The organism is Pantoea phyllosphaerae (genome assembly GCF_051025595.1).
In the GTDB taxonomy this organism is placed as follows: domain Bacteria; phylum Pseudomonadota; class Gammaproteobacteria; order Enterobacterales; family Enterobacteriaceae; genus Pantoea.
Genome location: NZ_JBPFDE010000002.1, coordinates 130,722 through 151,676 on the forward strand (window position 1 = coordinate 130,722; position 20,955 = coordinate 151,676).

Consider the following 20,955-nt stretch of genomic DNA (forward strand, 5'->3'; position numbering starts at 1 on the left):
CGGCAAACGGGCCTATGCCTCTTTCCACCGACACCAGCAAAGCCATTAATCAGAGGTTGTTCAATGGATCGCCTTAAATACCAGATAAGGGTTGTACGCTTTTTATGTCTGTACGCCCTGTTTCGACTGAAATTATTCACATTCAGCGATATCACCTATTCGGATAGCCATGAAAATGAGGCATTAGATATTCTCACCAGACATGACAGCGAAAAAAACGCTATCCCAAAAGTGATCTGGATGTACTGGGACAGTCCCAACCCGCCTGACCATATCATGGCCTTCCATAAAAAAATGAAGACGATCAATCAGGCGCATGAAATTATACTGCTCGACCGCAACAGCCTGAGAAAATATCTTCCTGCGCTGAATTTTGATTTTCAGGGGATTGGACTGGCGCATAAAAGCGACGTCATTCGCCTCGCCCTCCTCAAGCGCTACGGCGGGATCTGGGTCGACTGCTCGACGCTGGTTTATCAGGATTTCAGCTGGGTGCATGAACGCAGCGGCTATGACATGGTGGGCTATTACAGCGAAGCCAATACGCAGGACGCGCGTTTTCCGGTGATCGAAACCTGGTTTATGTGCGCGCCGCCTGAAAACCCTTTTGTCAGCCGCTGGCTGGAGCTGATCATGCCGTTGACCAAGATCAGCGTCGATGACTACTACAACCGCATCAAAGATCGTCCTGATTTTGAACGCATTAAACAGGGCATTCCGCGCGGCAGCTATTTAACCACTAATTACCTCTGCCAGATTGCCATGCGCGAAGCGGATAGCGTTAACCTTTATCTGAAAAAATGCGAAACCTCGGCCTTTTATTATCAGAACGTTTTTAAGTGGAATTGTCTGAAGATGTCGCTGTTTTTACTCTGTACGCGCCAGCCCACAACCCATCCGAAATTGATTAAGCTGACCAACAGCGACCGCCAGTTTTTACCGCTGGCCCGTAAGCTGCGCATTCTCGACGCAGAAAGCATTCTCGGAAAGTTAATGCTGGAACAACAGCATCCTTAATCAATAAGCGGATAAAAAAATGGAACAGCTGAAACGACATCTCAGAACGGCAAAATTTCTCCTGCTTTATGTTTTATATAAGCTGCATCTTTTTCGCTTCCCCGATCTGGCCTATTCAGAGGCGCACGATAACGACGTAAAAGATATCGGTCGGCGAGCCGCTGCGCTGGCGCCCGCCATTCCAAAAGTGATCTGGATGTACTGGGACGACCTGACGCCGCCCGACTTTATCCAGGCGTTCTACGTCAAAATGAAGCAGATGAACCCGGACCATCAGATTCATCTGCTCAATCGCGAGTCGGTCAGGGAATTTCTGCCGTGGCTGCGCTTTGACTACGCGCAGATCGGCATGTCCCATAAAGGCGACGTGATCCGCCTCGCGCTGCTGAAAAGCTACGGCGGCATCTGGGTCGACAGCTCAACGCTGGTTTATCAGGATTTCTCCTGGGTGCATCAGCGTAGCGGCTACGATATTGTCGGCTACTACAGCGACGGCACCACGGTGGACAAGGCCTTTCCCGTGGTGGAAGCCTGGTTCCTTGCCTCGCCGCCGGGCAACGCGTTTATCGCCCGCTGGCTGGAGCTGATTATGCCGCTGACGCAGATCGGCATCGACGACTACTATGCGCAGATTACCCAGCGCAGCGATTTTGCCGAGATCCGTCAGGGCATCAACCGCGGCAGCTATATCATCATCAATTTTCTCTGCCAGATTGTGATGCGGGAGCAGCCCGGCTTTAGCTGCTATCTGAAAAAGTGCGAAAGCTCCGCCTTCTTCTATCAGGACGTATTCCAGTGGGACAGCCTGAAGATGTCGCTGTTTTTGCTCTGCGCGCGCGAGCCGGCGACGCATCCCAAACTGATTAAGCTCACCAACGACGATCGCCGCTTTCTGCCGCTGGCGCGCAGGCTGAATATCCTTGAGCGCGACAGCGTAATGGGCAAGCTGCTGACGCCACAGCGCGCGTCTTGACGCCGCACGTTATTCAGGGCGTAAAACAGGCTATGCTGGTGGACGGATGACCGCCGGTCATTGTCACCACAGGGATCTGAACATGCAGTTGATTTCCGAACGGTTAGTGATGCGCCCCGTTGTCGCGCAGGACAGAGAAATGCTGATGCGTATTTATGGCGATCCCGCCACCAATACCTTCAACCCCGCCGGGCCGCTGGAGAATCTGGACGAAGCGCAGCAGCTGCTGGATCGCTGGATTGCGCACTGGCAGCAGCACGGCTTCGGCAATATGGCGCTGATTCAGCGCGAGTCCCCCGGTGAGATTCTGGGCTTCGGTGGTTTCACCCTGCGCGAATTTGGCGGCAGGCCGGTAAATAACCTGGGTTATCGCCTGGCGACCCACGCCTGGGGCCGGGGCCTGGCGACCGAGTTTACCCGCACGATGGTGCGCTATGGCTTTGAGGAGTGCGGGCTGCAGGTTATCGACGCCGCGGTGCGGCCAGACCATCTCGCCTCACAGCGCGTGCTGGAGAAGGCGGGCTTTACGGTGAACGGGCACGTTTACGATGTGCCCGACGCGCCCGCCACTCTGACTTTTGAGATAACGCTGGCGCAGTGGCGCGACGCTCAGGGCACGCCGCAGTAGCGCAGCGCGGCGGTCATCATGGCGGCACCGATAATCACCGCGATCAGCGGCGCCTTGCGCCAGGCGAGGAAGATGGCGAAGGCGACGCCCAGCACCCGCGCCATGCCGGCAAACTGCTGGCCTTCAAACAGCGTGCTGGTAGAGGCGACCGCCAGCAGCAGTATCGTTGCCGCGTCTGACAGCATGGTTTGCGTTCGCTCGGCGATCGGCAGCCGGTTGCCGAGCTTCACGCCCGCCAGCCGTATCAGATAGGTGCCAGACGCCAGCAGTGCGATACCCGCGATAATCAGGGCCTGATGGCTCATTTTCGCATCCTCCACGACAGTAATCCCAGCAGTGAGAAAAGCACCGGCATACCTGCCGGAACGAACGGCGTCGCCAGAACCGACAGCAGCGCGCCGCCGGACGCCGGGATCAGCGTACGGCGCTGACGCAGCGCCGGAAATATCAGCGCGATGAGAATAGCCGGAAACACGGCGTCCAGACCGATAGCGGAGACGTCCGGAATAAACTGGCCGATGGCGGCGCCGGTAATGACCGTCAGCGGCCAGATCAGGCCGATGCCGAGGCCACACAGCCAGAATGCGGCCCGGCGCTGCGCCAGCGTCGACTGGGAAATACCGAACACCACGCTTTCATCATTCATGATGTGGCAGCCGACCAGGCCGCGCGCGCCCTTCCCCACCAGATCCTTCACCGCGATGCCAAACGGCAGGTGGCGCGCATTGACCAGCAGACCAGCCAGCGCCGCAGTAAGCGGACTGCCGCCGCCCGCCACAATGCCGATAAAAAGAAATTCTGAGGCACCAGCCAGCACCAGCGTCGACAGCGCCACAGGCACCCAGAGCGGAAAGCCGTCAGCGCTGGCCAGCGAGCCGTAGGATAATCCGACGATGCCGTCGGCCAGACAGACCAGAATAATGGCTTTGACCACTTCCCGGTTTAGGGGAAGGCGAGACATCTTCATCACAAATCCTTCTTATAACGAACGAATTTTCCATTATAATGAACACCGCAGGATTGTTTTACAATACGAACGATCCGTTCGGTTTAGAAAACAGGAGTGAACGTGACCCCGATCACGATTATTGCCCATAGCCTGGTGCGCGAGCGTCAGCGCGCCGGTCTTTCGCTGGCTGAAGTTGCGCGCCGCGCCGGTATCGCCAAGTCTACCCTGTCGCAGCTGGAAGCGGGCAACGGCAATCCCGGCATTGAAACGCTGTGGGCGCTGTGCGTTGCGCTGAACATTCCTTTTGCGCGCCTGATGGAACCGGAAGAGAAACGGATGCAGGTCATCCGACGCGGCGAAGGCCCAACGGTTACCGCCGAACTGGCGGATTATCAGGCGGTACTGCTGGCGACCTGTCCGCCCGGCGCGCGGCGTGACATCTATCTGCTGAATACGCAGCCCGGCAGCGAACGCGGCTCGCAGCCCCACTCGCCCGGTACCATCGAACATATTATTTTGACCCAGGGTCGCGCGCTGGTGGGCCCGAAGGCGTCACCCGTTGAACTGCATCCCGGCGACTACATCTGTTACGCCGGTGATGAGGAGCACGTTTTTCGCGCGCTGGAGCCGGATACCCTGGCGGTGCTGGTCATGGAGCAGAGTTGAGCCATCACTTTTTCCTATGGCGCGCGCTGCTGCTAACAGGCGATCGCAGGTGTAGGATGGCGTTATCAAGGTCGCTTACGAGGACGTTATGCGCATTCTTCCCGCTACAGCCTGTCATATACCGGCAATACAGCACATCTATGCCTGGCATGTGCTGCACGGCAGTGCCACTTTTGAAACCGATCCCCCTGGCGTTGAGGAGATGCAGAACCGGCTTAACGCGCTGCTGGAGAAAGGCGGGATCTGGCTGGTGGCTATGGAGGAAGAGATCCTGATTGGCTACTGCTATCTTGCGCCCTATCGCCCTCGTTACGGCTATCGCTTCACGCTGGAAGATTCGATCTATCTCGACCCTGAGCATACCGGCCGTGGCGCAGGCCGCGCACTGCTGACGGAGGCTATTCGTCTCGCCGAAGCGCGCGGTTTCCGACAGATCGTCGCCGTGATTGCAGGCAACAGCAACCAGGCGTCGATTGGCCTGCACCGCGCGCTGGGCTTTCAAGCCACCGGCGTGCTGAAAGCCGTTGGCTTTAAGCACGGCAGCTGGCTGGATACCCATCTTATGCAGCGTGAGCTAGGCGAGGGCGACGCCACTTCGCCGGAATAAACGCGAGCTTAGCGCTTCTGGCAGCAGAGCAGACCGGCTGCCGCCAGAGGCTTTCACCTTGACGTCATGAAATAGCACTGATCAATCTTTTGCACTGCTTTCATCTTTTCATATTGTTATTTTCGCTAATCCCTACGGCACGGTTTTACGCCAGACGGCCGGATAAAGGCGTTAATGTCTCACACAGCCCCTCTGAAAATATCGCGCCATTCACCCCCATTCACCGCTTTATGAACCAACTGGTCCGGTATTATTTTTAAGACTCATTACCCGTTTAATCATTAGCTTAAGTAAGCGACGCCTTAACCAGCATTTTATTAGCTAAGGAGTAAGCCAGCAAAGCCGATATACCGGCTAACCTTAGTAAACTGGAAATTTGAAATGTCGCTGAAAAAATCTTCGCTGCTCGTATTTTCACTGATGATAATTCTCTTTCTGACCAGCGTTGCGGTTAGCATCTGGCTGCTGGTGCGCAGCAATGACTCTCTTAACGCCGTGAATAAAGAGATCCGCGTGGTGCTCTCCGTTATTGACCCCATAAACCACAGCCGCACCCTGCGCGTGCGGTTAATGGAATATATGAAAGAGATTGAGGTTAATGACGGCCAGTCGGCCGCGTCGCTGGACGGCGTAAAAGCGGCCGCGGAAAAAGCAGATGTGGCGTTTCACGCCTATCTCGACAGCCCTCGACTAAAGGGTGAAGAAGCGGAGGCTGACGCCTATCGGCAGGCTTATCTGGCATACCGAAATCAGGGCATTCAACCCTTGATAGAGGCTGCTGAAGCCCGGAATCAGGTTCTATTCAGGGAACGCCTGCCTGCTGTCATTCGTCTTGATCGCGCCTACGAAATCATTCTGGATAAAGTGCTGGCGCAGCATGAAGCCTATGCGAGAAAACTGAATGAAGATGCCCAAAGCCATTTCAGCTCAGGCGTTATGCTATTGCTGGTCATTGGAAGCTTATTTGGCCTGATAGTGATTTCCATATCGATACTGATGCATCGCTTTGTGCTTACGCCTTTAATCAACGCAGGAAAACACTGTAATTTAATCGCCGAAGGCCATCTCGATACCCCCGTTCCGGTGACGTCCGCTTCGCGTAGCGAAATTCAGAGCCTGATGCGTTCTCTCGAGGCCATGCGGTTGTCCCTGACGACAATTATTATGCAGGTGCGCGATTCCGCCCATTCCGTTTCTTCTGCATCCAGCGAAATAGCGGCCGGGAACGTTGATCTGGCTTCACGTACCGAGCAGCAGGCTGCCGCATTAACGCAAACGGCCGCCAGTATGGAAGAGCTGGGCGCGACGGTAAAACAGAACACAGATAATGTGTATGAAGCCTGTCGACTTACAGGTGAAGCGGTTGAAAATGCGCATAAAGGGGAAGATGTTTCGCGTGAAGTCATTATTTCAATGGATTTGATTAATTCAAGCTCGAAGAAAATTGAAGATATTATCAGCGTGATTAATGGCATCGCATTTCAGACCAATATTCTCGCGCTGAATGCCGCTGTGGAAGCCGCCCGCGCCGGGGAGCAGGGACGAGGATTCGCCGTTGTCGCCGGTGAGGTGCGTAACCTCGCGCAGCGCAGCGCCGTGGCGGCGAAGGAAATTGAAAGCCTTATTGCCGAGTCTGTAAATATCATCGGCAAAGGCGCGGAACAAGTGAGCCGGACAGGCGAAGCGATGAATGCCATCATCTCCTCTGTCAGTCGCGTAAACGTCCTGATGGAACATATTTCAACCGCCTCTGATGAGCAGAGTCGCGGTATCGCGCAAATTGAAAAAGCGGTCACCGAAATGGATTCCGTTACCCAGCAAAACGCGGCGCTTGTACAGGAGTCGGCTGCGGCAGCGGCGTCGCTTGAAGACCAGGTGCAACACTTGACCCATTCCGTCTCAACTTTTCGGCTTTCAACGGGCTAAGGTCGGCCAGGCCTCAATTCTTTCAGGAGAAATTGTCGCCCGCTCGCCTGCGTTAAGTCTGGCTGGTTATAGCCAGACTTTTTTAAACCGCCGCCTGGGAAACACCGCTCTGCTCACCCACTCACTCCAGAGATAACATCAGTAGATAACGCGCTGTTGCCAATCGTAGCCATCAGCCAGGACAATTAAAGATTATGGGCCGGTTCGCCGATAATAGATGTGTCACACTTCTTACCCTGCATTACGTCAACGATAGATCGCCGCGCATCTTTACGTGCAAAAGAGCGCGATATAAAAGCGCTCAGACAAGCCATAGCACTTATCACCGCTGATGGCGCACCTTTCCTCAGCGCACACGCCTTAGACGCATCGCCTGCTTTGCGATTGCTGGAACAGGGTGATTGAGAGGTTTGTTACGACGGGTATCGAGGTTGTCCAGTATTGTCAGCCAACCATGGAGCCGACCACTATGAATCCTGTGATCCAACCTACCTTTTCCGCTGTTTGGACCACGGACGCCAGAGGCATTTGCATCCTCAGCCAGGAATGCCCTGAAGGTCTGATTCCCGCGCTGAAAGGCGTTACTTTGTGCGAATGGCTCAGATTCGCCCAGGCTGATGATGATGCGCAAATCGCGCTGCAGCTTACTGCGGCGTTAGACTGCATAACCCCCTTTCATATCGAAGTGCCGATTCAGTGTCTTGATGGCACAACGCGGCGCGTGCTGGTATCAGGCTTGCCGGATGGCCAGCCTGCCGCCTCTCGCCTGCAGTACAACGGGTTCATACTTGATATCACCGGGCAGCGCAAAGCGCTTGAAGACGCACTGCGCACGGCGGCGGAATACCGTCTTCTGATAGAAAACAGCACTGACCTTATTGCCCATTGCGATGCTGAGGGCAGATACGTTTCAATCTCCCCCTCCTACAGTGAAATGATCGGCTGGTCTGCCGAAGAGATGATTGGCCAACCGGTGGTGGATTTCCTGCATTCTGACGACCGCGCGCCGGCTGCCGAGGCGCTGGCAAGCCTGTTCAAAGGCGGCGAACTGCCGGACGTGATTGAAGTGCGCAAGCTTCATCGCGACGGTCACCACATAACGCTTGGCACCAAAGCCTGCGGCGTCAGCGATCCTTCTACGGGCCACAATATCGGCGCGGTGCTGGTGTCGCGCGATATCACACGTGACAAGGAAAGATTACGCAAGCTCGAGAGGCTGGCGACCCGTGATGCCTTAACGGGTTTACCTAATCGCACCTGGATCAACGACCAGGTTCGCTGCATGCTCGCGCAGAGTAAAGATCCGGCGTACACCGCTGTGCTGTTTATCGACCTTAACGGATTTAAGGCGGTGAATGATTCGATGGGCCATGCCACAGGGGATGCCTTGCTGCAGCAGGTGAGTGAACGCTTCCAGCGCTGCATGCGTCCAGGCGATGCGGTGGCGCGGCTGGGCGGAGATGAATTTGTGGTTGCTGCGAAATGCGGCCATCGCAATGCCGCGTCCGCTATCGCTCAGCGCATTATAGACAGCCTGAAAGAGCCTTTTGTTATCAACAGCATGGAGGTACGGATCGGGGCCGCCATCGGCATCAGTCTCGCACGATTTGGTACAGCATCGGCTGAAATGTTATTCGAACATGCCGATATCGCAATGTACCAGGCGAAGGCGCGACGTGATGGCTCCTACCAGTTTTTCTAGCCCTTTCCGCTCTTGCCGTTCAGAAACCAGAAGAGCTCATGTTGAGCTCTTCTGACCTCCTCTAGTTTTTCAGATTAGCCGGAAAATTGGCGGGCAGCTCGCTGGCCGGGCAATCAATCACGGTGTCGTTGTTTTCTCCTGCGTCGCGTACAAAGGTGAGCGTCGCGAACTCATCGATCACTTCCGTTGGATAAGCCGGGCCTGCTTCACGGTAGCTGGCCATCTCTTCCAGATGATCGTTCTGGAAACAAACGGTTTTTTCCGGATTGTTCATCACCCAACGTGGGAAGAAAATGGTGCCGTGGAACACCTTATCGGCCATGTTAACGGCCAGGCTGACGTCGGTACCGGTAGGCTCGGTCCAGGAAACTTTATAGACATCTTCTGCCAGACGAACGATAAACGCGCGCTGATTTTTAACCCAGCGGTTGCCCACCATACCGCTGTGAATGCGGTAGTCGACAGTATTGGCGTTTTTAATATAAAGCTCGTAGTTCCAGCCGTTGTCGTAGGTGTAAACCAGATGTTTGCCGACCAGACCAGACAGGTTGTGTTTATCGAAAGTGCTCATTGTGGCCTCCTCATTGATTTGCCTTGAGGAGAGTATTACTCGTTGCAAAAACGATTAATAACGCTATTTTTAGCGCTTAATGATTTAATTTTTAGATAAATAACTATGCTTAAAACAACGCTCGAACAGTGGGTTTTGCTTGATGCCGTCGTGAAGGAAGGCAGTTTCGCGCTGGCGGCGGAGAAGAACAATCGTAGCCAGTCTTCATTGAGTTATCAGCTTGGTCTGCTGCAGCAGCGGCTGGGCATGACGCTGTTAAAACAGGAAGGACGTCGCGCCGTGCTCAGCGCGGAGGGGCACCAGCTTCTCGCGCAGGTGCGTCCGCTGCTGGAAGGGTTCAGCGCCCTTGAAGCGCGGGCAAATGCGCTGCAGCGAGGCGAGCGCTCGCGCATCGACCTGATGGTTGATGCCATTATGCCGAAACCGCTGCTTTTTGATGTGCTACAGGCGTTTCAGCAGCGCTATCCCCATGTTCGCATCTGGCTCAGCGAAATTGTGCGTAGCGAAACAGCTGACAGGCTGGCTGAGCAGCAGGCCGATCTCTGGCTGGTGGCGCAGTATGGCGATGAGCAAATAACGGGAGAAAGTCTTCTGAGCGTCGATTTCATTGCCGTCGCCCATCGCGATCATCCACTGCACAGCGAGCCGCCGCCGCTGAGCGTCGCGACGCTCGCGCGCTGGCCTTGCATAACGATCCTGGATCGTCAACAGCAGCAACAGACGGAACTGAACGGCGAGCAGGCCGAGAGCTGGTCCTTCACCACGCTCTCAGCCGCTATTGAGGCGGTGCAGCATCAGTTAGGCTATGGCTGGTTGCCAGAGTGGAACATCGCTCCTTTGCTTGAGAGCGGTGAGCTTCGCCCTCTGCCGTTGCTGCAGGGAAAACGACGCGCAACCTCGCTTATATTACGCATTAATGAGGAGAGGCTGGCGGGCAACGGCGCGATCTCTGACCTGGCTGAAATGTTTATGGAGCGTGTCGGGCAGGCTAAATAGAGGCTTACTCTTTCTGTCTCATCGAACATCAACTTCGCGAAGCGCGGATTAAGCGCCTCAGCGCAGCGTGGTGCCCTTAAACGGCAAAAGCGAGGGCCAGCTTGCCCTCGCTTCTGTGATCGACGCGTAGCGGGTTTTAGCGGCGGTTCTTCCAGACGGTCTGAATGTTGCAGAACTCATGCACGCCAAAATGGGAGAGCTCGCGGCCATAGCCGCTTTTTTTAACGCCGCCGATGGTGACGCGCGGATCCGACGCGCCGTTGCCGTTGATAAACACGGCACCGGTTTCGATACGATCCGCCAGACGATCTGCCGTAGCGCTGTCACGGCTCCACACCGTGGCGCTCAGACCAAATTCGCTGTCGTTGGCGATAGCCAGTGCATGATCGGCGTCCCGAGCCACAGCGATCGCCGCTACCGGGCCAAACAGCTCTTCACGAAACGCCGTCATCTCGGTGGTGACATCTGACAGGATCGTCGGTGCATAGTAATTACCTTCGCCCGCGATCTTTTCACCGCCCAGCACCAGACGCGCACCTTCGCGCAGTGACTGCTGCACCTGATTGTGCAGCTCATCACGCAGATCGAAACGAGCCATAGGGCCGAGATAATTTTTCTCATCCAGTGGATCGCCCATGGTTAATGCCTGTACCGCCGCGCTGAAGCGCGCTTCAAACTCCTCTGCAATGGACGCCTCGACGATAAAGCGTTTAGCGGCCATGCAGACCTGCCCGGTGTTCTGATAGCGTCCAGTTACGGCTGATTTTACCGCTTCGTCCAGATCGGCGTCGGCCAGCACAATAAAAGGATCCGATCCACCCAGTTCGAGAACGGTTTTTTTCAGCGCTGCGCCCGCCTGGGCAGCGATAGCGGAGCCGGCGCGCACGCTGCCGGTTACAGCGACGGCGGCAATGCGCGGATCCTTAATTGCGGCAGAGACACCGTCATTATCGACATTTACGGAAGCGAAGGCTCCTTTAGGCAGATCTGTCGCGTCAAACAGCTCCGTCATCAGCGTGGCGCAGCCCATGACGTTCGGCGCATGTTTGAGAACGTAAGTATTTCCAGCGAGCAGCATGCCCACAGCGCCGCGTAACACCTGCCAGAAGGGGAAGTTCCACGGCATCACTGCCAGAATGGTGCCGACAGGTTTAAAGCGCTGCCAGGCGTCTGGTACCTGCGTAGGTTGATCTTCCAGCATTGCCGGGCCGTGCTCGGCGTACCAGTCGCTGAGGGTGGCGCATTTGAGTATTTCGGCGCGTGACTGCGCCAGAGGTTTGCCCATCTCCAGCGTGATTGTGCGTGACAGTTCCGGTTCGCGCTGCCGCAGTTGTTCAGCCAGCTGACGCAGCACTTTAACGCGCAACGCTATATCCGTATCGCGCCACTGTTTAAAAGCTGCTGCGCTGGCTGCAAGGATGTTATCCAGCTCCGTCAGAGACTGCATAGGATAGCGAGCCAGAATGTCGCCATTGGCGGGATTTTTTGAAACAGCGTAATCGGTCATGTTGCCTCTCAGCATATCTGTGGACGATGGGCTTACCCTACCCTTCCTGGTTCGTGATGAAAAATGAATAATAGTGAGCAACTTGTTTTTATATTATGAAGATAACATTGGCGCCTGATGCGGTTTCTCGGTCGATCTGTTGCAGGCGATGCCTGACTGACATCATGGCGACGATCGTTTATCCACATATACAGTGAGAAGATCCTAATAAACGATCATAAAGAGATCTAAAAGAGATCCTAAGAGATCCCCGATCGTCGCAGGCCGCACGGCACAAGGGCTCAGAAGGTGATCGCGTTCACTATAATCAGTAAAGAGTTCACTGTAATCAGTACTTTATTCACTATACACTGTAGAATGTTCACTATAAACAGTGCTAGTGTTCACTGTAGTCAGAAAACGATCCCTTTCATCCACAGAATGAAGATCTCATGTTATGGCAGATAAAGAGAGCGAAAACAAAGCGTTACTTGAACCTTTTCTGTCGGTGACCAAAAACAGCGGCGAAGTTATTCAGCTTCATCCCAATAAGAACAATACTGTTCAGCCCGTCGCGTTGATGCGTCTGGGACTGTTTGTCCCGACACTAAAGTCAACAGCGCGCGGAAAGTCAGGAGCAATGGCTTCCACCGATGCGACCAAAGAGCTTAAAAACCTGTCGCTGGTGAAAGCAGAGGGTTATGAAAAGATTACCATTACCGGCGCGAGGCTGGATATGGATAACGATTTCAAAACCTGGGCGGGGATCATTCAGTCTTTTTCCCGCTATCCGACTCAGGGCGATACCGTTACCCTGCCCTTTATCGATTTCGTTAAGATGTGCGGCATTCCTTCCGCTAACTCTTCTGCGGCGTTGCGTAAGCGGCTGGACGCCTCATTGCGGCGCATCGCCACAAATACCCTTTCCTTTGAGGGTAACGGTAAGGCTTACCATACGCACCTGGTGCAGTCTGCCTATTACGATCGGGAAAAGGATGTCGTGCGCATTCAGGCCGATCCCAAGCTGTTTGAGCTCTATAACTTCGACCATAAAGTTCTGCTGCAGCTCAGAGCGATATCCCGGCTTAAGCGCAAAGAGTCCGCGCAGGCGCTCTATACCTTTCTTGAGAGCCTGCCAACAAATCCTGCCCCTATCTCGCTGGCGCGTCTGCGTATGCGCCTGAATCTCGGCTCAAAAACCACGACGCAGAACCACGTTGTGCGACGCGCTATGGAGCAGCTGAAGGAGATTGGCTATCTCGATTATTCCGAGGTTAAACGTGGCCGCTCGGTGTTTTTTATCATCCACAGTCGTACGCCAAAACTTGATGGAATCAGTACGCTGGAGAGTATTGATGCTCTCGACGAAATCGATTTTGATGAGTCATAGGCATCGTTCACTGTAATCGGTATGTTGCCTGCGGCACTGTCACTTTTCCGGGAACGGGATGGTTGCCGCGATGGCATATCGTTCACAGTGGTGGGTCCTCTGCACCGTTCACTGTAATAGGCATCGTTCACTGTAATCAGTGAACTCGAACCGATGCATATCTTCTTATTCTGTTTTTTATCCTTTCAATAGTGAGTTAAAACAGACGGTTAGCTAGTTTGTTTGCGCTTACTAACCTTATCTTCAACTCTCTTGCTATCTCCAGAATGCTGTCTACACTGATTACAGTGAATATTCTCTGAGGCCACTCTGGGAAGCTTATCTGCTGAATATAGTGAATGGTTCAAAGAGGCGCTGTACTGCATGCAGTGAATGATTTTTTAAGTCAATGAATTACAATGATTTTTATTAACTTCCTTCGGAGATCTCGATTTACTGACTACAGTGAACACCAACACTATCATGTCTGTCGCGGTGAAACGTGACAGGGTCAGCTTTTCTGCTGATTACAGTAATCTTTTAAGCCTGACGAACGGTTTTTGCAGCTTATTTAAGCGCTATTGCTTATTACAGTGAATCTCATCTTCTACACGGTGTTATCAGATAGCTAAGGATCCGGTTAGCTGCGCCTACTGACTACAGTGAACGCTGCTGCGCCTCTCCATGGCCTACTATTTTTTGCTGATTACAGTGAATCTTTGACTTTTCTCTCCTGCGTTCTGCATCTCTTTCTTCGTTTTTTCTGTGCTGACGTCTTGCCTGTCGGTTGGGTTTACTCTCTTTGCTGATTACAGTGAACGTTAGTGCTTTGCTTTGGCCACTCTCAGCTTGTTCGCTGATTACAGTGAATGTTTGCCGCTCCACCATTCTTTCCTTCCTGCTTGCTCCACCCTTCAACGCTGGCTGCTGACTACAGTGAACAGTGAGCATATTTGCTGATTACAGTGAATGCTGTTCTGATTACAGTGAACATTTCCGCTTTGAAACTCTGCCAGCTTATGCATCGAGGATGCGGTTACTGATTACAGTGAATGTTTGAGCGTGTATCGTTTTCTTGCCCTCCTCCGCTGATTACAGTGAATGCTTGCTGGGGTAACAGCTGATTACAGTGAACGTTTAGCTAGGTGATGCAGGGAATAAGGAAACTTAAAGCGGGTAATGGTTCCAGGCTACTGATTACAGTGAATGAATAACTGATTGCAGTGAATGTTTGCTTTTTTAGTTAACATCTTTACGGCCTGGTACTGATTACAGTGAATCTTGGAAACAACCTCTTATCTTAACAGCCAAATTTGGATCCTTCTTTATTTCGGTATGAAAGATATTTTCTTGCCCGACATGCAGGATTTATGTATAAAGTCACAAATCCTACATGTGTGGAGCAAGTATGGCTAACGACGAAAAGCAGGTGCTGAAGGTCGCACAACGGTCTGAGCGGATGCTGCTAAGCCTGACAGAACAGATTCAGGCGCAGAAAGAAGAGCTACACGAAAATACTTTTTACCAGGTTTACGCTAAAGCTGCGCTGGCAAAATTGCCAAAACTGACGCGCGCGAGCGTTGACTATGCTGTCAATGAGATGGAAGAAAGCGGCTACCAGTTTGACAAGCGCGCTGCGGGTAGTTCGACCAAGTACGCTATGTCGATTGAAAACATCATCGATATTTATCACCACCGCGGCGTGCCTAAATATCGCGATCGCCATTCCGAAGCCTATACAATCTTCGTGGGTAATCTTAAAGGTGGCGTATCTAAAACTGTCTCGACCGTCTCTCTTGCTCATGCACTAAGGGCGCATCCACATCTGCTTTTTGAAGATTTACGCATACTGGTTATCGACCTCGATCCTCAGTCTTCTGCGACGATGTTCCTTAACCACGAACGCTCAGTGGGTATTGTCGAAGCGACAGCCGCGCAGGCAATGTTGCAAAACGTCAGTCGTGAAGAGCTGTTAAAAGAATTTATCGTGCCGTCGATTATTCCCGGCGTTGATGTGCTGCCGGCATCCATTGACGATGCTTTTATCGCTTCCCGCTGGGAAGAACTCTGTGCTGAACATCTTTCTGAACAGAATGTACATGCGGTGCTGTATGAGAATGTCATTGCTAAACTCAAGAAAGATTATGATTTCATCTTTATCGACAGCGGCCCGCATCTGGATGCATTTTTGAAAAATGCCATCGCGGCGTCCGATCTGTTGATGACGCCCGTGCCGCCAGCGCAGGTCGATTTCCACTCAACTCTTAAGTATCTGACGCGCCTTCCTGAGCTGATCGATATCATCGAACAGTCCGGCGCGCCCTGCCGCCTGCAGGGCAATATCGGCTTTATGTCTAAGCTGTCGAACAAGGCGGATCACAAACTCTGTCACAGCCTGGCAAAAGAGATATTCGGCGGCGATATGCTTGATGCCGCTCTGCCGCGCCTGGACGGGTTTGAGCGCTGTGGCGAATCCTTTGACACCGTTATATCGGCTAACCCTTCTACCTACGTCGGCAGCAGCGAAGCGTTAAAGAACGCGCGCTCAGCCGCGGAAGATTTTGCGAAAGCGGTTTTTGACCGTATTGAATTTATTCGCCTGAACTGAGGTCGCTATGAGTGCAAAAAGAATTACTATTGGCAGAACTTTTAGCCAGACGCCTGTGCAGGCTGAAGCGACAACAGACACGCTCACCCAAACCTTTGTCCTTTCAACGGGAAAGCGCGCCCTGTTTCGCCTTGAGCGCATTGAAGCCAGGGAAATAGAAGATAAAACCTTTGTGGTGATGGAAACCAACGGTCGTGATCAGGCGGGTCTGACGCCCGATTCGCTGCGCGATATTATCCGCACTATCAAGCTTCAGCAGTTTTTCCCGGCAATCGGCGTAAAGCGGGACGGGCGGATTGAGATCCTGGACGGTTCGCGCCGTCGCGCTGCCGCGCTGTATTGCAAGACCGGGCTGGATATCCTGGTTTCTGAAACTGCGATCACCACCGAAGAGGCGCGTCGGCTGGCTCAGGATATCCAGACCGCGCGTGAACATAACCTGCGTGAAGTTGGCCTGCGTCTGTTGTCGTTAAAAAACGGTGGCCTGTCGCAAAAAGAGATCGCAGAGAGTCAGGGCCTGTCACAGGCAAAAGTGACGCGAGCTTTACAGGCGGCGAGCGTGCCGGCAGAGCTGATTTCACTTTTTCCCAACCATTCCGAACTGACCTATCCTGATTACAAGGCGCTGCTGATGGCCGCCGATAAACTTTCTGAAACAGGACAGCCGATTGAGCGGCTCATCGAAACCGTGTCTATGGATGTGGATAGTATCTGCGCCCGCGAAGGCCTGGCAGAAGATGAGGTGAAAAACCATATCCTTCGTCTGGTGCGTAACGGCAGTCAGACGCTGATGGAAGTCCCCGCAAAAGAGAAACCTGTCTCAGAAAACCTCTGGACCTTTGTGGATAAGGATCGTTTTGCCCGGAAGAAAATTCGCGGCCGCATGTTCAGCTACGAGTTTAACCGCCAATCCAGAGAGCTGCAGGAAGAACTGGACAAAGTGATTGCCGAAACGTTACGCAAATATCTGGGCGATCAGTAAGCTTCTACATCCGGGTAAATCGCTACCCGGATGTGTTTTATCCCCCCTCTTCCCGCCTCTCTGTTCGCCATCAGTATTTCAAAGCTAACTTACTGTTTTTGCGATTTTTACAAAAAAATTTCAGGCTGAAATCGCCAGAATTTCAATCTAATTTAAAGTCAAAAGCTATCAGGCAAAGCGCTAGCTATAAAAAGCGCAAGATCTCTCGCTATACTTTGCCCATGCTGAAAACAAAACAACCTTCTCCAGTGCAGTTTCATATGTAAGTGATTGAATAAAAATATTTTTTAATCAGGATTTCAGGCCGAAATCGCCAGGCTTGACGATAAGTGCGGAGATGATTGCCCTCAGGTCAGGACAATAACACATTATTACTTATCTGCTGACCAGGTAGCCGATCGCACATCGACTTTAACCGGCAGCAGCTTCACGCGGGTAAAAGTATCCGCCAGCGTCTGCTGTTGCGTAAACACGCTGTCGGACATGCGTTCCGCTCCATAAGGCAGACGTGTCAGCGTGGTACGCCAGATAGCTTTATCCAGACCAGTAGACTGCGCCAGAATTGCGGCTGCCTCATCCTGATGATCATTTGCCCAGCGGCTTAAAGCGCCCAGCTCATCAAGCACTTTTTTGGCTGTCTCAGGCTGGCTGTCGGCAAATTTACGGCTGGCGAGATAAAAAGTGTAATGCGGCACCAGTCCCTCCGCATTGCGCACCTGACGCGCGCCAGTGCTGGCTTCAACTTCTGCGAGATAGGGATCCCAAATCACCCAGGCATCCACCGCGCCTTTCTGAAAAGCAGCGCGCGCATCGGCTGGCGGCAGATAAACCGGCGTAATATCTTTATAGGTCAGCCCGGCTTCTTCAAGCGCAGCGATAAGCAGATAGTTAACGTCTGAGCCTTTATTCAGCGCCACACGTTTACCTTTAAGGTCTTTAACGCTGTGAATAGCAGATGATGAAGGCACTACAATTGCTTCGGTTTTCGGATTCGCAGGCGAATGTCCCAGGTAAACCAGATCGGCTTTTGCCGCCTGAGCAAATGCGGGCGGCGCATCGCCGGTGGCCGCCAGGTCAATGCTACCTACATTCAGTCCTTCAAGCATTTGCGGTCCGGCGGGAAACTCGACCCAGCGAACGGCGATATCCTCTTTTTTTAAGGCGGCGTCGAGCGTGCCGCGATATTTAAGCAGGGCAAAAATATTCGCTTTCTGATAGCCAATATTGACCTGCTGAGGCGCTGCGTGAGTGACGGCAGTCAGGGCACTCAGGGCGCAGGCCACTATTGCCAGCGTTAATCCGTTTCTTTTCATCTGTTGCTCTCCGGTTTTTTCGCTAACCTTAGCAAATAGCGGATATAACCAATAAATAACCAATTACATTGACTTATGCTGCGAGAGAATAGTTAGCACGTTAATAATTTGTAGTAATAATCAAAGAGCATTCCGCCATGCCTTCTGCCAGGATACGGCCAAAAATGCCTGTCTGAGGTCCATTCACCGTATGAAGTGGTTTTCAAAAAGCGCGCTACTCTTTTCCAGCAAAACCTGCCTGGCCGCCTTCTTAGCGCTCTTTATCGCACTAGAACTCAACCTTGATAAACCTGCCTGGTCACTGACCACCGTCTATGTCGCTTCACAACTTTATTCCGCCTCGACTATCTCAAAATCTGTTTTCCGGTTTTTAGGCACGCTGCTGGGCGGGCTGTTAGTATTGCTGATCTATCCCGCCACGGTGCAGGACCCGATGCTGTTCAGCCTCTGCATCTCGCTATGGGTCGCGCTCTGTCTCTACCTGTCGCTACACGACCGCACGCCCAAAAGTTATGTCTTTATGCTGGCGGGATATAGCGCGGCGATTATGGGCTTTCCTGACGTTACCGCTCCGGCCGACATCACCTATACGGTTATCTCGCGCGTGGAGGAGATTAGCGTCGCTATCCTCTGTAGCAGCCTGGTGCATCGGCTCATCATGCCGGTTTCGATGAGCAGCATGCTGGAGCAGAGTGTCAGCAACTGGTATCAAAATGCCAGAAAGCTCTGCGCCGAGCTGATTACAGTGATGCCTAAAGAGAAGTCGCTGGAACGGGAAGACATTCTTATCCAGATGGCGAACTATCCGCTAAACGTAGAAACCCTGATTACCCACTGTGTGTATGAAGGTGAGGCGGCACGGCGGCTAATTCGGCTGGTCAGCGTGCAGTATCAGCATCTCTCCTATTTAATTCCCACGCTCACGGCGATTGAGGCGCGCCTTAATCTGCTGGCGGAACAGCAGATACGCTTTCCAGAGCATATCGCGCAGACGTTTCAGCAGTTTTTGTACTGGCTGAACAGCGCCGAGCACGGCGCCGAAACGCAGGCGATTAAGGAAAGGCTGTCGATAGCGCAGCAGCAACTTAAGGCGGAGTGGGAAAGCGGTGAGCTGCCAGTTGAGGAGAGCATCCTGCTCGCCGGTCTGCTGGAAAGGCTACTGAATTTCGTGCGTATCGCAGAGGCTTACCAGACGGTGGGCGAACGCGTCAGCGATCTGACGCCGAGCACGAAACCTGGCAAGGTGGCGCGCAGCCATAAACATGTCGATAAAGGCATGCTGCTGCTCTCCTGCCTGACCGCTTTTCTAGCCACCTTCCTGACCTGTCTGTTCTGGATAGGCAGCGGCTGGGTGGATGGCGCCACTGCCCCCATGATGGCGGCGGTTCTTTGCTCCTTCTTTGCTGCCATGGACAGTCCGCTCGCGCCGATGAAAATTTTTCTCAAGGGCGTGGTGGTGGCGATCGTCATCAGCATGCTTTACACCACCTTGCTGATACCGGAAGCGACCTCCTTTGAAGCGCTGGTGCTCTGCCTGGCGCCAGGGCTGATGGCGTTAGGACTGGTGATCGCTAATCCCTCCACCAATCTGATCGGCCTGATTGTGGCGACGCAGATCCCTGGCCTGATCGGAATGAGTCATCACTTCAAACCCAACCTGCTGCTTATAGTGAATGCCTCCCTCTCTACCCTCAGCGGCATTGCGGCAGCGGTAATGATTACCGCGGTGATCCGCAACAAACGGCCTGCCTGGACTGCTAAACGTGCGCTGCGCAAAGGATTGAAAGAGCTGCTGCAGTTTATTACTACGGTTGAGCTCAACAGCGCTTCGCTGCTGATGCGTCAGCAGTTTGTGGCGCGCACGCTGGACAAGGTTAACGTTATCCTTCCTCGTAAGCGTATCGACAACGATGCCGAACTGGCGGCGGGTGGCAATCTGATTACCGAAGCCTGGCTGGGCGCCAACTGCTATGACTTCTACGTCCGTCATCAGCCGCTGCTGGCCGAGCATCAGATTAGCTGCGACCCGCTGTTCGGCGAGCTACGGCAATTCCTTAAAAGCCGTATCAGGGTGTTACAGACGCCGCCGCATCAGGCGCTGCTAGGTGAGCTGGACAGGCTGGTGCTGGCGCTGGAAACCCTGGCGCAACACGATAGTCGCTTTTATGCGCCGTTGTTGTATCTGTTCAACGTACGGCTCTCGCTGTTTCCTCAGGCCCGCTGGCCACAGAAGGCGTAATCCATTCCCGGAAAATAAGCACAGCCACATCCGTGGCTGTTTTTTTGTGCTCAAGCGCACCCGCCTGGCAATAAAGCCGCGCCAGCGCGGCCTGTTATCAGGCATGCTATAGATAATGATTACCTGGAGCAGCGAGGCATAATGTGAAGACGATCGGCTTAATCGGCGGCATGTCATGGGAATCGACGGCGCTTTATTACCGCATCCTGAATGAAGAGGTTAAGCTTGCCCTGGGTGGCCTGCATTCGGCGCGCGTAGTGCTTTACAGTGTCGATTTTGACGAGATAGAGAAGCTGCAAAGCGCAGGGCAATGGGACAAAGCTGGCCTGCTGCTGGCGCAAGCGGCGCAGGCGCTTTCGCGTGCAGGCGCTGACTTTCTGGTGCTGGCGACCAATACCATGCATAAAGTGGCACCCCAGATTGAACAGGCGGTAACGATCCCTCTGCTGCATATCGCCGATGCAACTGCGCAACGCATCCATGAACAAGGATTAAAGAAGGTCGGGCTGCTGGCCACGCGCTTTACCATGGAAGAGGCTTTTTACCGCGGACGGCTCACGGATAAATGGGCGCTGGAGGTTATCACGCCTGAGCAGAATGACCGTGACTTTGTCCATCAGGTTATCTATCAGGAGCTGTGTCAGGGAGTAATCAATTCGGAATCGCGGGCGCGGTTTTGCGAGATCATGGCCATGCTTGCCGCACAGGGTGCCGAAGGGATTATCCTCGGCTGTACCGAAATTACTATGCTGGTTACAGTGAACGATGCCTGTGTGCCCCTGTTCGATACCACGCAAATTCATGCGCAATGGGCGGTCCAGCAGGCATTAAAAAAAGAGTGATCAAGATCGCACTTTTTGTTAGGTGAGTAATAGTAACCAGGGTTACTATTACACCCATCGAAGGCATGTTGCCTTGCACTA

The 20,955-nt window shown here is 53.3% G+C and carries 18 protein-coding genes; 13 read left to right on the top strand and 5 right to left on the bottom strand.

What is annotated here, in order from left to right; all coding sequences use genetic code 11:
• Positions 1 to 63 precede the first annotated feature (63 nt).
• The 3 genes from ACR6A7_RS03830 (at position 64) to ACR6A7_RS03840 (ending at position 2,618) form a co-directional block, all read left to right on the top strand.
• Positions 64 to 1,017: a glycosyltransferase family 32 protein gene (locus tag ACR6A7_RS03830; protein WP_434123468.1), complete on the top strand. Its 954-nt coding sequence runs from the start codon at positions 64 to 66 to the stop codon at positions 1,015 to 1,017.
• 19 nt (positions 1,018 to 1,036) lie between these two features.
• Positions 1,037 to 1,990: a glycosyltransferase family 32 protein gene (locus ACR6A7_RS03835; protein WP_434123469.1), complete on the top strand. Its 954-nt coding sequence runs from the start codon at positions 1,037 to 1,039 to the stop codon at positions 1,988 to 1,990.
• An 82-nt stretch (positions 1,991 to 2,072) separates the two neighbouring features.
• Complete coding sequence (locus ACR6A7_RS03840; protein WP_434123471.1) at positions 2,073 to 2,618, top strand: GNAT family N-acetyltransferase; 546 nt, start codon at positions 2,073 to 2,075, stop codon at positions 2,616 to 2,618.
• Here the strand turns inward: ACR6A7_RS03840 and ACR6A7_RS03845 are convergent.
• Entirely contained in the window at positions 2,600 to 2,923 is a 324-nt protein-coding gene (locus ACR6A7_RS03845) for an AzlD domain-containing protein (protein ID WP_434123472.1), read from the bottom strand. The genes ACR6A7_RS03840 and ACR6A7_RS03845 overlap by 19 nt on opposite strands.
• Positions 2,920 to 3,585 (bottom strand): AzlC family ABC transporter permease, encoded by a 666-nt coding sequence (locus ACR6A7_RS03850; protein ID WP_434123473.1) that lies wholly within the window; start codon positions 3,583 to 3,585, stop codon positions 2,920 to 2,922. The genes ACR6A7_RS03845 and ACR6A7_RS03850 overlap by 4 nt, the downstream gene beginning before the upstream one ends.
• A gap of 102 nt (positions 3,586 to 3,687) precedes the next feature.
• Here ACR6A7_RS03850 and ACR6A7_RS03855 point away from each other — a divergent pair, with 102 nt between their 5' ends.
• The 4 genes from ACR6A7_RS03855 to ACR6A7_RS03870 all read left to right on the top strand — a co-directional run bounded on the left by ACR6A7_RS03855 (position 3,688) and on the right by ACR6A7_RS03870 (position 8,468).
• Positions 3,688 to 4,233 (top strand): helix-turn-helix domain-containing protein, encoded by a 546-nt coding sequence (locus ACR6A7_RS03855; protein ID WP_434123474.1) that lies wholly within the window; start codon positions 3,688 to 3,690, stop codon positions 4,231 to 4,233.
• Positions 4,234 to 4,321: 88 nt separating this feature from the next.
• Positions 4,322 to 4,840 (top strand): GNAT family N-acetyltransferase, encoded by a 519-nt coding sequence (locus ACR6A7_RS03860; protein ID WP_434123475.1) that lies wholly within the window; start codon positions 4,322 to 4,324, stop codon positions 4,838 to 4,840.
• Between the two features lie 381 nt (positions 4,841 to 5,221).
• Positions 5,222 to 6,766 (top strand): methyl-accepting chemotaxis protein, encoded by a 1,545-nt coding sequence (locus tag ACR6A7_RS03865; RefSeq protein ID WP_434123476.1) that lies wholly within the window; start codon positions 5,222 to 5,224, stop codon positions 6,764 to 6,766.
• 469 nt (positions 6,767 to 7,235) lie between these two features.
• A complete protein-coding gene (locus tag ACR6A7_RS03870) occupies positions 7,236 to 8,468 on the top strand; it encodes a diguanylate cyclase domain-containing protein (RefSeq protein ID WP_434123477.1) in 1,233 nt (410 codons plus the stop codon).
• A 61-nt stretch (positions 8,469 to 8,529) separates the two neighbouring features.
• Here ACR6A7_RS03870 and ACR6A7_RS03875 read toward each other — a convergent pair whose 3' ends face one another.
• A complete protein-coding gene (locus ACR6A7_RS03875) occupies positions 8,530 to 9,039 on the bottom strand; it encodes a phenolic acid decarboxylase (RefSeq protein ID WP_434123478.1) in 510 nt (169 codons plus the stop codon).
• Between the two features lie 105 nt (positions 9,040 to 9,144).
• On the opposite strand from ACR6A7_RS03875, the gene ACR6A7_RS03880 reads away from it, so the two are divergent.
• Positions 9,145 to 10,035: a LysR family transcriptional regulator gene (locus tag ACR6A7_RS03880; RefSeq protein WP_434123479.1), complete on the top strand. Its 891-nt coding sequence runs from the start codon at positions 9,145 to 9,147 to the stop codon at positions 10,033 to 10,035.
• 136 nt (positions 10,036 to 10,171) lie between these two features.
• Here the strand turns inward: ACR6A7_RS03880 and ACR6A7_RS03885 are convergent, their stop codons facing one another.
• Entirely contained in the window at positions 10,172 to 11,542 is a 1,371-nt protein-coding gene (locus ACR6A7_RS03885; protein WP_434123480.1) for an aldehyde dehydrogenase family protein, read from the bottom strand.
• A gap of 436 nt (positions 11,543 to 11,978) precedes the next feature.
• On the opposite strand from ACR6A7_RS03885, the gene ACR6A7_RS03890 reads away from it, so the two are divergent.
• The 3 genes from ACR6A7_RS03890 to ACR6A7_RS03900 all read left to right on the top strand — a co-directional run bounded on the left by ACR6A7_RS03890 (position 11,979) and on the right by ACR6A7_RS03900 (position 16,480).
• The gene (locus ACR6A7_RS03890; protein ID WP_434123482.1) at positions 11,979 to 12,911 is read left to right on the top strand and encodes a RepB family plasmid replication initiator protein; all 933 of its coding nucleotides are present in this window, start codon (positions 11,979 to 11,981) and stop codon (positions 12,909 to 12,911) included.
• Positions 12,912 to 14,298: 1,387 nt separating this feature from the next.
• Complete coding sequence (locus ACR6A7_RS03895) at positions 14,299 to 15,498, top strand: AAA family ATPase (RefSeq protein ID WP_434123483.1); 1,200 nt, start codon at positions 14,299 to 14,301, stop codon at positions 15,496 to 15,498.
• Between the two features lie 7 nt (positions 15,499 to 15,505).
• Positions 15,506 to 16,480 carry a ParB family protein gene (locus ACR6A7_RS03900; protein ID WP_434123484.1) on the top strand — a complete coding sequence of 325 codons (975 nt, stop codon included), beginning with the start codon at positions 15,506 to 15,508 and terminating at the stop codon, positions 16,478 to 16,480.
• 371 nt (positions 16,481 to 16,851) lie between these two features.
• Here ACR6A7_RS03900 and ACR6A7_RS03905 read toward each other — a convergent pair whose 3' ends face one another.
• Positions 16,852 to 17,793 carry a sulfonate ABC transporter substrate-binding protein gene (locus ACR6A7_RS03905; protein WP_434123485.1) on the bottom strand — a complete coding sequence of 314 codons (942 nt, stop codon included), beginning with the start codon at positions 17,791 to 17,793 and terminating at the stop codon, positions 16,852 to 16,854.
• Positions 17,794 to 17,983: 190 nt separating this feature from the next.
• On the opposite strand from ACR6A7_RS03905, the gene ACR6A7_RS03910 reads away from it, so the two are divergent.
• Positions 17,984 to 20,032: an FUSC family protein gene (locus ACR6A7_RS03910; protein WP_434123487.1), complete on the top strand. Its 2,049-nt coding sequence runs from the start codon at positions 17,984 to 17,986 to the stop codon at positions 20,030 to 20,032.
• A 143-nt stretch (positions 20,033 to 20,175) separates the two neighbouring features.
• On the top strand, positions 20,176 to 20,874 hold the full coding sequence (locus tag ACR6A7_RS03915) for an aspartate/glutamate racemase family protein (protein ID WP_434123489.1): 699 nt from the start codon (positions 20,176 to 20,178) through the stop codon (positions 20,872 to 20,874).
• Positions 20,875 to 20,955 lie beyond the last annotated feature (81 nt).